The 11,818-nt window shown below is 72.2% G+C and carries 14 protein-coding genes and 2 pseudogenes; 6 read left to right on the forward strand and 10 right to left on the reverse strand.

What is annotated here, in order from left to right; genetic code table 11:
• The first annotated feature begins 226 nt into the window (after positions 1-226).
• Positions 227-367 (forward strand): hypothetical protein, encoded by a 141-nt coding sequence (locus AB0E62_RS39200; RefSeq protein WP_362205667.1) that lies wholly within the window; start codon positions 227-229, stop codon positions 365-367.
• A 123-nt stretch (positions 368-490) separates the two neighbouring features.
• Positions 491-966, forward strand: a pseudogene (locus tag AB0E62_RS39205) (ATP-binding protein).
• A 344-nt stretch (positions 967-1,310) separates the two neighbouring features.
• On the opposite strand, the gene AB0E62_RS39210 reads toward AB0E62_RS39205, so the two are convergent.
• From AB0E62_RS39210 to AB0E62_RS39230, 5 genes are all read right to left on the reverse strand, one after another.
• Positions 1,311-1,829 (reverse strand): GNAT family N-acetyltransferase, encoded by a 519-nt coding sequence (locus AB0E62_RS39210; protein WP_362205670.1) that lies wholly within the window; start codon positions 1,827-1,829, stop codon positions 1,311-1,313.
• The gene (locus AB0E62_RS39215; protein WP_362205673.1) at positions 1,823-2,308 is read right to left on the reverse strand and encodes a rhodanese-like domain-containing protein; all 486 of its coding nucleotides are present in this window, start codon (positions 2,306-2,308) and stop codon (positions 1,823-1,825) included. The genes AB0E62_RS39210 and AB0E62_RS39215 overlap by 7 nt, the downstream gene beginning before the upstream one ends.
• 161 nt (positions 2,309-2,469) lie before the next feature.
• Positions 2,470-3,450, reverse strand: coding sequence for a helix-turn-helix domain-containing protein (locus AB0E62_RS39220; protein WP_362205676.1), 981 nt, complete (start codon positions 3,448-3,450; stop codon positions 2,470-2,472).
• Between the two features lie 194 nt (positions 3,451-3,644).
• A complete protein-coding gene (locus tag AB0E62_RS39225; protein ID WP_362205679.1) occupies positions 3,645-4,364 on the reverse strand; it encodes an NUDIX domain-containing protein in 720 nt (239 codons plus the stop codon).
• A complete protein-coding gene (locus AB0E62_RS39230; RefSeq protein WP_362205682.1) occupies positions 4,361-4,744 on the reverse strand; it encodes a DUF4406 domain-containing protein in 384 nt (127 codons plus the stop codon). The genes AB0E62_RS39225 and AB0E62_RS39230 overlap by 4 nt, the downstream gene beginning before the upstream one ends.
• A 48-nt stretch (positions 4,745-4,792) precedes the next feature.
• Between AB0E62_RS39230 and AB0E62_RS39235 the strand changes: the two genes are divergently transcribed.
• Positions 4,793-5,551, forward strand: coding sequence for a DeoR/GlpR family DNA-binding transcription regulator (locus tag AB0E62_RS39235; protein ID WP_362205685.1), 759 nt, complete (start codon positions 4,793-4,795; stop codon positions 5,549-5,551).
• A gap of 239 nt (positions 5,552-5,790) precedes the next feature.
• On the opposite strand, the gene AB0E62_RS39240 is transcribed toward AB0E62_RS39235, so the two are convergent.
• Positions 5,791-6,723, reverse strand: a complete 933-nt coding sequence (locus tag AB0E62_RS39240) for an EamA family transporter (protein ID WP_362205688.1) — start codon at positions 6,721-6,723, stop codon at positions 5,791-5,793.
• Positions 6,724-6,763: 40 nt separating this feature from the next.
• On the opposite strand from AB0E62_RS39240, the gene AB0E62_RS39245 reads away from it, so the two are divergent.
• Positions 6,764-7,273, forward strand: coding sequence for a MarR family transcriptional regulator (locus AB0E62_RS39245; protein WP_362205690.1), 510 nt, complete (start codon positions 6,764-6,766; stop codon positions 7,271-7,273).
• 110 nt (positions 7,274-7,383) lie between these two features.
• On the opposite strand, the gene AB0E62_RS39250 is transcribed toward AB0E62_RS39245, so the two are convergent.
• Genes AB0E62_RS39250 through AB0E62_RS39260 form a run of 3 tightly spaced genes read right to left on the reverse strand, consistent with a single transcriptional unit; the run spans position 7,384 to position 9,873 of the window.
• Positions 7,384-7,998, reverse strand: coding sequence for a GNAT family N-acetyltransferase (locus AB0E62_RS39250; RefSeq protein WP_362205693.1), 615 nt, complete (start codon positions 7,996-7,998; stop codon positions 7,384-7,386).
• Between the two features lie 23 nt (positions 7,999-8,021).
• Positions 8,022-8,993, reverse strand: coding sequence for an ornithine cyclodeaminase family protein (locus tag AB0E62_RS39255; RefSeq protein WP_362205696.1), 972 nt, complete (start codon positions 8,991-8,993; stop codon positions 8,022-8,024).
• On the reverse strand, positions 8,986-9,873 hold the full coding sequence (locus tag AB0E62_RS39260; RefSeq protein WP_362205699.1) for a PhzF family phenazine biosynthesis protein: 888 nt from the start codon (positions 9,871-9,873) through the stop codon (positions 8,986-8,988). Before AB0E62_RS39260 ends, AB0E62_RS39255 begins: the two co-directional genes overlap by 8 nt.
• 277 nt (positions 9,874-10,150) lie before the next feature.
• On the opposite strand from AB0E62_RS39260, the gene AB0E62_RS39265 reads away from it, so the two are divergent.
• Positions 10,151-11,071 carry an aminotransferase class I/II-fold pyridoxal phosphate-dependent enzyme gene (locus AB0E62_RS39265; protein WP_362205702.1) on the forward strand — a complete coding sequence of 307 codons (921 nt, stop codon included), beginning with the start codon at positions 10,151-10,153 and terminating at the stop codon, positions 11,069-11,071.
• Positions 11,068-11,571 carry a pyridoxal phosphate-dependent aminotransferase gene (locus AB0E62_RS39270; RefSeq protein WP_362205705.1) on the forward strand — a complete coding sequence of 168 codons (504 nt, stop codon included), beginning with the start codon at positions 11,068-11,070 and terminating at the stop codon, positions 11,569-11,571. The genes AB0E62_RS39265 and AB0E62_RS39270 overlap by 4 nt, the downstream gene beginning before the upstream one ends.
• A 112-nt stretch (positions 11,572-11,683) precedes the next feature.
• On the opposite strand, the pseudogene AB0E62_RS39275 reads toward AB0E62_RS39270, so the two are convergent.
• Positions 11,684-11,818: pseudogene (locus AB0E62_RS39275) on the reverse strand (alpha/beta hydrolase); the annotation flags it as partial.

Below are 11,818 nucleotides of genomic sequence, written 5' to 3' on the forward strand. Positions count from 1 at the left end.
AGGGATTCGCGTGTGTGGTCGCCTACGCCGATGGCGAGCCGATCGGGTTCACGTACGGGGCGCCGGGCGAGCCGGGGCACGAATGGTGGCGTGAGTACCTGAGCGAAGAGCCGGCAGACCCCTCGACGTTCTCCGTCTCGGAACTGATGCTGAAGCCGCAGTGGCGCGGGCAAAGCCTTGGGGAGCGGCTTCACACCGTGCTGCTCGCCGGCCGGAGGCCCTGGCCGTGCTCACGGTGGACACCAAGCGGCCCCGGCTCCAGGCGATGTACGAGGGCTGGGGATACCGGAAGGTCGGCGAGCGCCAGCCGTTCCCGGACTCCCCGCTGTATGCCGTGATGCTGCTGGACCGCAAGCGCGCGGCCTGACGGGCGCCGCCTGCGGCCCGCTCCAGCGGCGTCCCGCCCGGCATGTGCCAGGGCGGAACGCCGCTGCCCAACTGCTGTTGCCCCACCCGGCCGGACGCGTCGGTCAGGCGAATGGTGGTCGTGATGGAAGCAGACCCGGTGCCGGCGGGCGGCGCGGCGCCGGACAGGCCGGCCATACAGACCAGCGTGGCCCTGGCCGGCGACGGCGGGGACATCGCCCAAGCCCGTCACCTGGCCGCCGGCTTCCTCACCCGGGTCCAGGCCGAGCACGGCCTGCCCGTCTCGCAGCGTGCCATGGACGTCACCCAGCTGGTGGTCAGTGAACTGGTCACCAACGCCCGTAAGTATGCGCCCGGGCCTGTGCTGCTGGACCTGAAGGTCACCGGTGACACGGTCGAGGTCGCCGTGTGGGATTGTGACCCGGTCCTTCTGGCCGACCCGGCGGACGCCGCCGGGTCGGCCAGCACGGCCTGGAGATCGTCATGGCCGTCGCCCAGGGCTTCGAAGCGCAGCGCGAGCCCGTCGGCAAACGCATCACCGCCCGCATCGCCCTGGCCGACGACCCGGGCGGCGCCGTCGCCGGGCACCGGCCCCTGTAGAACAATCGCGGCCAGCCGGCCCGGCTGGGGCGGACGCCGCAGTGGGGCGTACGCCGACCTGACGATGCGCGCGCCGGACGCCGGGGTGCCCGCGATGCTCTTGGAGGTCGACCGCGTCACCGAACCCGTCGACGACCTGGTGGACAAGCTGCGCCGCTACCACGACTGGTTCGAGCTCCTGGCGCCGAGGAGGGTCTGCGCAAGCGGCGACGACGGCTCCGAGATGCCGGACGGCGCCGCCCCGTGTCCGGGGTCGCGTCGGTCTCGCGTCTTGTTCCGGGCGCGGCACTCAGGGCTCGGCCTGGACCTCGCTCCGTGGCGGATACCGGTGAGGTGCCAGTCGGCTACAGCCAGGCCGCGAGACCCACCGCTCGGGGCAGGTTTTCCGCCGGGCGAGTGGGGAGTGAGAACCTGACCTTGGGCCGGGCTTCGGCTCTCGCGCGGTGGTAGAAGCGGATGGCGTCGGTGTTCCAGTCGGGTGTCTGCCACTGCATGTGTGTGGCGCCGCTAGCCGCTGCGGCGTCCTTCACGGCGTTGAGCAGGGCGTGCCCCCAGCCCTCTCCGCGGTGCGGTTCGGTGACGAACAGGCAGTCCAGGTGGACGTAGTCGGTCGCCTGCCAGGTGGAGAACTCCCGGGAGTAGGTGGCGTAACCGATCAGTTCGCCTCCGTGGTCCACCACGAGGCACCACGCTCTCGGATGTGCCGAGAACAGCACGGGCTCCAGGCGGGTGGCGAGATCGACGGGGACGGGTTCGGCGCGCTCGAAGGCGGCATGGGCGGCGCACAGACGGGCTATCGCCGGCAGGTCTGCCGCGGTGGCCGGACGGATCACGCCGCCCGGCCGTGCGGTGTCCTTCAGCATGCGCAGGAGATACCCGAGCGAGGGGCGGTCAGGTCGTCGACAGGGCGCTGCTCGACGCCCGTGGCGGAGTCGTAGGCGAATCCCTCGCGGACCCAGTACTCGAAGCCGCCGAGCATTTCCTTGACCTGGTAGCCGAGGCGGGCGAAGGCCAGCGCCGCGCGGGTCGCGCCGTTGCAGCCGGGGCCCCAGCAGTAGGTGACCACGGTCTGGCCCGGATCGATCAGCTGAGGCGCCAGTTCGGCGATCTGCGCGGTGGGGATGTGAAGGGCGCCGGGGATGCGGCCCTGGTCCCAGCCGGCACTGCTGCGGGTGTCGACCAGCACGACGCCGGGTGCGCCGGCTTCCAGGTCGGCGTGGACGTCGGAGACATCCGCCTCGAAGGCGAGTCGGGCGGCGTAGTGAGCGGCAGCCTCGGCCGGAGCGGCGGCGGGCACGCTCAGGACGGCGCTGGTGGTCTCGGCGGAAGCGGTGGCAGACATGGGGCGGGTACCTCTTGTTCCTGCTGGTCGGGACGGGATCCGGTGAGCCGTGCCGGGTTTCCCCGGTCGGCGATGACTCCATCCTCTGATCCCTGAGCCCGCCCTACGAGTGGCGTGAACGCCCGAAGTCACCAAGATTCCGCCACCCCTCGAAGTGACCTTTACGGGTGGGCGGCAACGCGGGTGAACGCCTTGCGGTAAGCCGTCGGCGTCGTCCGCATCTGGCGGGAGAAGTGGTGCCGGTACGTCGCGGTGCTGTCGAAGCCGACCGCGGCGGAGATCTCGTCCACGGTGCCCTCGCCGGACTCGAGCAGCGGCAGGCTGGCAGCCACCCGCTGGGCGATGACCCAGCGCATCGGGCTCACGCCGTTGCGGCGGGCGAAGTGCCTCAGGTATGAGCGTTCCGACATACGCGCAGCCTGGGCCAGGGCGGACACGGACAGTGGTGTGCGCAGATGACGCAGCGCCCAGTTCATGCTCCGCGTGACGCCGTCGTCGTCGGTACCTACGTCTCCCACCGCTGCCTCGATGAACTGGGCCTGTCCGCCCTCGCGGTGCGGGGGGACGACGAAGCGGCGCGCCACCGCGTTGGCGACGGCCGCACCGTGATCGGCCCGGACGAGGTAGAGGCACAGGTCGATACCTGCCGCGCTGCCCGCGCTGGTGAGGACATCGCCGTTGTCGACGTACAACACGTCGGGGTCGACCTCGATCCCGGGATGCCGTTCGGCGAGCGTACGGGCGTAGCGCCAGTGGGTGGTGGCACGCCGGCCGTCCAGCAGACCGGTCGCGGCCAGCGCGAACGCGCCGGAGCAGATCGACACCAAGCGTGCCCCCCGCGCATGCGCCTTCAGCAGTGCTTCCACCAGCGCTGGCGAGACCTGCGCCCCGGCCTCGGCCACCCCAGGCACGATCACCGTGTCCGCCGCGGCCAGCGCATCGAGCCCGTGCCCGACGCGCAGCGTGAACCCCCCGACCGCCCGCAGATCCCGGTCGGGCTCCTCAGCGCACACCCGCAGCTCGTACCAGGGCAGGTCTCCCAGCTCGGGCCGGGACAGACCGAAGACCTCCACCACCACGCCCAGCTCGAAGGGCGCCATTCCATCGAACGCCAGTACGGTCACCGCATGTCTCTTCGCCATGGCTGGATCCTAACAACCGCCAAGATCCAGCCATGGCGGTGCGGTGCGGGGGGTGGAAGCGTCGTCGGGCGACGGTGCCCAGGCTCTGGCCCAGAGGTCGCGGATCCGCCCGCTGGGTATCAGGGACCGGCAGCGGCGGGCACTTCGGACCCGGACGACTCATGCCCAACCCGACGACGAATCTCCGACTCAGGTCACTGGCGGCCGGCCGCGTCCGCGGCGCCGGGGCCGACGGGGCGGCGGCCTTCGGCGCGGGGGGCGAAGGGGCCGTGCAGGGCGGCCCATTGGAGGAGCAGGATGGTCTTGCCGTCGGCGATGCGTCCGTCGCGCGTCATGGCGAGGGCTTCGGTGAAGGGGAGTTCGAGGACCTCGATGTCCTCGCCGTCGTCCTCGACTCCGCCGCCGGTCCCGGTCCGGTCGCCGGGCGTGTAGGGGGCGGCGAAGAAGTGGAGGCGTTCGGTGACGGAGCCGGGGCTCATGTAGGCGTCGAGGACCCGGGTCAGGGGGCCGAGGTCGACGCCGAGCTCCTCGGCTGCCTCCCGGCGGACGGCGGCGACGGGGTCGTCCGCGTCGAGCAGCCCCGCGGCGGCTTCGACGAGCATGCCGTCGGGGTGGTCGTTGACGTAGGCGGGGTAGCGGAACTGGCGGGTCAGGAGTACGCGTCCGCGCGCGGCGTCGTAGGGCAGGACGACGGCGCCGTCTCCCCTGTCGTACGTCTCGCGCTGCTGGGTCTCCCAGCGCCCGTCGCGCCGGCGGTAGTCGAAGGTGGTGCGGCGCAGGACGTGCCAGCCCTGGGAGGTGAGTTCGACGTCGCGGACCACGACGTCCGGGTTGCGGTCGAGGTCCCGTCCCGCCCGGTCGAGCCCGGTCCGGCCGCGGTGGTCCGGTACGTCCACACCGGGGCGCGGCGTCACGCCGCGCCCCGCGGGCCGAGGGCGGGGATCTCCGCGACGTCGTGGTAGACGGGCAGGCCGTGGCGGCGTGCGGTGGCGACGTCCTGGTCGGCTCCCGTGGAGTCGCCGGGCAGGCGCAGTACGGCGTCGCAGTGGGCCAGCAGGCGCTCGGCGGTCGGGTACAGCACCTGGTCGGCGAGGGGATCGGTGGGGCCGGCGCCGGCCGAGCGCAGGACGGGCAGGGCGATCCATTCCCCGATGACGGGAAGGTGGCCGGCGGCGAAGACGGGCCATGCGGCCGCTTCGAGGCGCGCGAGGTTGGCGGCCATGGACTGCGGGTCGCCGTCGGTGCCGGAGCGATAGGGGCCGGCGATGAGGATCAGCATGGGCTTGTCGTTCATGGGCGCTACAATACATGCAGAAACGTGCAAGAACAGGAGAGAACGCGGATGCTGGCTGCCGAACGGCGTGACCACTTGCTGGACCTGCTCGCCCGGGAAGGCAAGATCGTCGCCAAGGATGTCGCCGCCGAACTGCGGATTTCCGAGGACACCGTGCGGCGCGACCTGCGGGACCTGGCGGGCGAGGGGCTGTGCCAGCGCGTCTACGGCGGGGCGCTTCCCGTGTCGCCGGCGGTGGCGGACTACGGCACCCGGCAGGCCGTGGCCCCGGACGGCAAACGCAGAGTCGCCTCGGTGGCCGCCGGACTGGTGCGGCCGGGCGGCGTCGTGATCCTCGACGGAGGCACCACGGCGCTGGCGGTCGCCCACGCGCTCCCGAAGGACCTGGGATGCACCGTTATCACCCACAGTCCGACGGTCGCCGCCGCGCTGCTCGACCACCCGAAGGCCGAGATCTTCGTGATCGGCGGCCGGCTGTTCAAGCATTCGGCGGTGACCTGCGGCGCCGCCGCCGCCGAGGCCGCGCAGAACGTCTCCGCCGACCTCTTTCTCCTCGGCGTCACCGGCGTTCACCCCGAAGCGGGTCTCACCACCGGCGACGCCGAGGACGCCGCGATGAAACGCGCCCTCGCGGCACGTGCCGCGGACACCTACGTCCTCGCCTCCTCCGAGAAGATCGGCACGGCCTCCCGGTACCGCGTCCTGCCCTGGGAGGAGATCAGCGGCCTGATCACGGACGCGTCACCCCAGAATCCGGTGGTCGAGCGCCTCGCGGCGGACGGGATCGAAGTGCTGTCAGCGGGCTGACCACCCGCCGCGGCGACGGGGCTGACCACCCACCGCGATGACGGGCCCGGCCCCCGCCACGGCGGTGGGGCCGCCCCCCGTCGTGGCGTGCCCGCCCCACGACGGGGCGCCCCGTCGAGCGTCACCCGCATGCCGTCGCCCCCGCGCCGCCGCGTCGGTCCGCGGCACGCTCCGGGCACGACGTCACACCGGCCCGCCCGGAACGACACGCCCAGGGGTCCGGACGGCGCTGCGCCGCCTCAGGGAGCGGTCCGCAAAGGCGCCTCCCGCCCGGTCCGGTCGTCCGCAGCAGGCCGGAGCGGCGGCCGCCGGCGGCCGCGCCGTCCCGCGCGGGCGGGCCGGCCGAGGACGACCCCGGCCAGGACCAGGGCGAGTCCGCCCAATTGCTGCAAGGTCAGCGACTCAGCCGCGATCACCACGCCCAGCAGCACCCCGGTGACGGGGTTGAGCAGTCCGAGCAGGCCCACGGTCCCCGCCGGCAGGCGCCGGAGCCCGGTGAACCAGGCGGTGAAGGCCAGTGCGGTGGCGACCAGCGCGACGTAGGCGAACCCGAGGAGGGCCGGTGCGGAGAGCGGTGGGGGAGCCCCCTCGGCGATCGCCGCCGCCGGGAGCAGCAGCAGGCCGCCCGCGGTGAGCTGCCAGGCGGTCGAGGCGAGCACGTCGGCGCCATCGCTCCACCGTCTGGCCAGGATGTAGCCGAAGGACGACACGAGCATGGCGGCGGCCGAGGCGGCCACACCACCCACGCTCACCTGTTCCGCACCGGTGAGCAGCATGAGGCACACACCGGCGAGCCCGACTCCGGCACCGGCCAGGTGGGTGGTCCGGGGGCGTTCGGATATCAGGAGCCAGGCCACGAGCATCATCGTCAGCGGGGACACCGCCATGACGGCCGAGGCGAGGCTCGTGGGCAGGGTCTGGGAGGCGGTGTAGACGAGGACGAAGAACACGCTCACGTTGAGCAGGCCCAGCGCGGCGGACCTCCACCACCACGCGCCGCGCGGCCGCTGTCGGCACAGGGCCAGCAGGAGGAGGCCGGCGGGCAGCGCCCGGCAGGCGGCTCCGTAGAGGGGGTGGTCGGCGGGGAGGAACTCCCGGGTGACGAAGTAGTTGGTTCCCCAGGCCACCGGCGCGACCGCGGTCACCGCCACCCACCGCAAATTAGCTTCCATGGAAGGCAATATACCTTCTCAGGAAGGTACTGTGGGTCGTATGGACAAACGGCAACCGCTTGACCACGTAGCCCGCATCCAGGCCGAATGGCGCCGACAGCGGCCCGACGTCGACGTCTCCCCGCAGGGAGTGATCGGCCGGCTGCACCGTCTGGCCGACCGACTCACCGGCGAACTCTGTCGCGTCTATGGCGACTACGGGCTCAGCGAGGGGGAGTTCGACGTCCTGTGCGCGCTACGACGCGCCGGCGAGCCCTACGAACGGGCACCGGGCGAGCTCGCCGCGCACACCATGGTCACCACCGGCGCGATGACGAAACGGATCGACCGCCTGGAGCGGGCCGGACTCGTCACCCGCCGACGGTCGGACGGTGACCAGAGGGGCCGGATCGTCGCCCTCACCGCACCCGGCCGCGAACTGATCGACCAGGTGTTCACCGACCACATGCGCAATGAACGCCGTCTGCTGGATCTGCTGACACCCGACGAGGCCAAGACGCTCGAATCACTGCTCACCACCTGGCTCTCCCGCGTCGAAGAGGGAGGATGAGCATGACCGGCCGCAGGAAGTCCTGTCCTTTGAGCCTGACCGGCTGGGGTCCGGCGGGCGGTCGTACAGACACGTCCCCGGGACACCGGCCGGGTGCTGGTGCCCACACCTCAGCGTGCGTATCCGCCGGCTCCCGGGCGGGTGCCGGCTGCCGGCCGCCACATGGTGGTGACGACGTGGCCGGTGGCGACGACGATCTCCTCCCGCGGGGTGAAGCCGACGCCTTCGTACCGCTGGAGGTTGGCCGGATTGGACGACTCCAGGTAGGCGGGGGCGTCGAGGGCGTCGATGTGAGCGAGGCTTTCGGCGAGCAGAGCCATGCCGAGTCCCTTGCCTCGGTGATGGTTGTGAACGCCGAGGAGGGTGAGGTAGAAGTGCGGTTGCTTCGGTCGCACGGCGGTGAACTGCTCGTTGATCGTCACGATGGCCTCGGCCACGTCCCGGCCGGCGGTTTGGCGCAGGAGGCGCGGGAGACCGTCTGATTCCTCGCTGGTCAGTTCCTCCCCGCCGGGCGGGATCCATACGGCTGCGGCCTTCGCTTCGTCGCTGACGAGCAGCCAGTGATAGCGCAGTGCCGATGACGCGTACAGCCGCCACATGGCCGCGGCCTGGGCGGCACGTCGTCCGGTGTCGGGGAAGGCCGGTCCCCACAGCGGGTCGTTGAAGAAGGCGGTGGTCAGAGTGCGGACGACGGCGTCGATGTCCGCGGCGGTCGCGACATGCATGCGAAAAGTGTCCGGCACCAGGGTCATCCGCTGGCTCCTGTCAGCAGGGCGAGGGCCGTCCGGGCCGCGGCGAGGTCCTGGGGGCCGATGCCGACGAGCTTGGCGACCGTGATGTCATCCGCCGTGCGCCGACCGGGAACCCGGCCGGCCAGGACGTCGCCGATCTCGCCGTCGACACGGTCCTCCGTGACCTCTTGGCGGGCGACGGCGGCGTGGACGTCCCCGTAGCGGAGGGCGAGTTCCCGACTGTCGACGATGACCCGGGTGGCGCGGCGCAGGCAGGCGCCGTCGAGTTCGCGCTTGGCCGGGTCGTCGGCGCCAAGGGCGGTGATGTGCTGGCCGGGGCGGAGCCAGGAGCCGAACAGGATGGGGGCGGGGCTGGCCGTCGCGGTGACGACGATGTCGCAGTGGCGCACGGCACGCTCGGGATCGGCGGCCGCGGTGATGTCGACGTGTGGTGGGTCCCGGCCGAGACGGCCGGCGAGGACGGCGGCCCGGCGGTGGTCGCGGCCCCAGACGCTCAGCTGCCGGACCGGACGGACGAGGGTGAGGGCACGAGCCTGCAGTTCGGCCTGCCTGCCGGTGCCGAAGACGATTGCGCGGCTCGCGTCCGGCCGGGACAGCGCGCGGGCGCAGACGGCTCCCGCGGCGGCCGTCCGGAGGTCGGAGAGGTAGTGCTCGTCCTCCAGCACCGCGGTGACGGCGCCGGTCGAGGCGTCGAAGAGCGCGACCAACCCGCCGCCTTCCGGTAGGCCGCGCGCCCGGTTTCCGGGGAACCAGTTGGCGATCTTGACGAGGAAGTGGCGGCCCCCTGGCAGGTGGGCGTCCTTGACGTGCGAGTCCCCGCAGTCGGCGACGGGAAGCACCATGGCCGGCGCCCGCGCTCCCTCGGTGGTGCTGAACGCGGTGAAGGCGTCGGCGACCGGCTCCACCAGGTCGGCGAGGTCCACGGCCGCGCGGATGCGGTCGGCCGTGTAGAGCGGGAAGTCAGGCATGCGAAAGGTCCTCACTCGGGCAGGAGTCCAGGGATCCGCGGGCCACCATGCTCACGTCGCCCCCGACCCGGATGTTGTGCAGTGCGTCGGGGCGTCCCTCGGGCAGGACGGTGAGACGGCTCGGACGGCCGGTGAAGCGTCCCTGTCGCAGGACGAACTCCTCCCCGACGGGCACGACGCGGTGCCGGGCCAGGTACGCGCCGACGCAGCCGGCCGCGCTGCCGGTCGCGACGTCCTCCAGGACGCCGTCGTTGTTCCAGTGACGGCCTTCGAGGGCCTCGACGTCGAGGACGTACGCGAACTGCGCGCCGTACCGCCCGAGCAGCTCCGCGAAGTCGCCGCGGACGATTCCCGCCTCGGCCAGACCCGCCACCACCGGCACGATGAGGTAGCGCAGGCCGGTGGAGACGACACGCAGAGGAAGGTCGGCGAGCACCCGGCCGGGCAGCTTCAGGGCCGCGGCGACCTCCGCCCTGCCCTCGGCCGGCACGGTCCCGAGGAACTCCGGCGCCCCCTGGTCAAGCGCCGCGTGATACCCGGTGGCGGTGCGCCGGGTGGACACCTCGACGGTCCTGCCGGTCATACGGAACGTCCAACGCCGCGGACCCGGGGCACCGTCGCGCTCATGCAGCACGGCGGCCGCGCCCAGGACCGGGTGCCCAGCGAAACCGAGTTCCTCGAAGAGGTCGAAGACCCGGGCGGTGACGTGGTGGGTCGCGTCCGCGTCGCTGAGGAAGATCGTCTCGAAGTGGCGGAGCTCCTGGGTGATCGCAAGCATCTGCGCGGCAGAGAGGCCGTGAGCGTCCGGGAAGACGGCGAGGGTGTTGCCGGTGTACGCCTGTGCGGCGAACACGTCGACATGGCGGTAATGCAGGGGCATGAGGGTGTCCAGGTTTGAGAGCGGGTGGGTACGACTCGACGCTAGACGGCACCGACCGCACTGTCGTGGTCCAATCCGTGTGAAGTGGCCCAGCAGATCGGGCGGAGCATGAAGATCTCACGGGCGTGGGGGTTCGGCCGGGACCGCACTGGTGAGCGGACGGCACCGGGGACCCGCCCGATCACCCTGCCGGGACGCCCCCGGCGGGGCGCGGGAACCGGTGTCGATCGCAGCACGGCGGTCCAATCCTCGTAAAGTAACCCTAATGGATCGTTTGGTGCGACGCGTTCCGGTTTCGCGTTGCCCCCGGCTGCTCGGCGACTGGCGTGCCGGCGGCGGCTCGCTGGCGGAGCGGCTGGCCGATGCCATGGAGAAGGCCGTCCGCGATGGCCGTCTCCCGCTCGGCGCGCAGATTCCGGCCGAGCGCCTGCTGGCCGGCGAGCTCGGTCTCGCGAGGGGCACCGTGGCGGCGGGTTACCGGATCCTGCGGGCCAGGCAGCTGATCGTCACCCGGACCGGTTCCGGCAGCACCGTCCGTGTGCCGCCCCAACTGCGCGACCGGCTCTCGCCGTGGGCCAGCGACCGGGGCGAGGCGGGCAGGAACGGGGCGCCGCTGGACCTCACCGTCGCGGAGCCCGCCGCACTCCTCGACGAACTGCTCCAAGCCGTGCGGGAAGCCACCGAAACGCTGCCCGCCGCGCTGCTGGCAGACACCCCCGGATACAACCGTGCGTCGGCACTGCACACGGGTATCGCCGATCTCTACAGCGCCCAGGGACTCGCGACCGACAGCGGCCACCTCCTGCTGACCAGCGGTGCCGACGCCGCGTTGAGCCTGATCAGCGCGGCATACCTACGGCCGAACAGCAGGGTCGTCCTGGACTCGCCCACCTACCCGGGTGCGCTCGCCCTGTTCCGCGGAGCGGGCGCCCGGCTGGTCTCCCAGCCCCTCACCCCCACCGGCTGGGACATGCCCGCCCTGAACGACACTCTCGCGACGATCCGGCCGTCCCTGACCTACCTGGTCGCGGACTTCCACAACCCCACCGGCCTGGCTGATGGGGGAGGAAGACCGCACCGAACTCCGCCGCCGGCTGCACGCCCACGACACCCTGGTGGTCTTCGACGAAACCATGCGGGACCTCGACCTGCGCGAGGACCCCACGCCGCCGGCCCGGGGCGCGGCACGCGCCGGTGACCGGCACGTCGTGTGATGGGGGCTCGCTGAGCAAGTCACTGTGGCCGGGCCTGCGGGTGGGCTGGATCCGCACACACCCGGACACCGTCCGCCGGCTGGCGGAGCACCCGCTCGCCGGTACGCTCGCGCCCTCGCCGTTCGACCGGCTGGTCGCCACCCGGATGCTGGAACGCAGACAAGCGGTGGTCGACCGCCGGCGCGCGCAACTGCGGAAAAAGCGCGACCACTTGGCCGCGCGACTGTCGGCCCTGCCGTGGTGCCGCTTCCGGGTGCCGCAGGGCGGGCCGTCCCTGTGGCTCGAACTCCTCGATACCGACTCCCGACGGCTGGCCGGCCTGGCGGCCACGCGCGGCCTCGCGCTGACGCCAGGCTTTCACTTCTCCCCGGACGGAGCGTTGGACCGCCACCTGCGACTCTCTTTCACCCTTCCGCCCGAGGCCATCGACATCGCGGTCGACAGGCTCACCGAGGCACACGCCGCCTTGAAGGGCACTCACTGACCAGCGCCCGGGGCTCGGATCCCAGGGGCCTTCCCCGCCCGGGTGAGGTCTGCGACGCGTGTGTCCGGCGCTCCGCGCGGGGGCGCCGGACGCGTCGTTCGGGCCGTGCCGGTCAGCGGCGCAGGAATTCGATCAGGTCCTGGTTGAAGCGTTCCTTGTCGCCGGGGACCATGGCGATGCCGTGCGAGCCGCCCTCGTACACCTTGAGTTCGGCGTCGGCGATGATCTCGGCGGACTTGCGGCCGGT

The sequence above is a fragment of the Streptomyces sp. NPDC038707 genome, from assembly GCF_040636485.1.
Classification (GTDB): Bacteria; Actinomycetota; Actinomycetes; order Streptomycetales; family Streptomycetaceae; genus Streptomyces.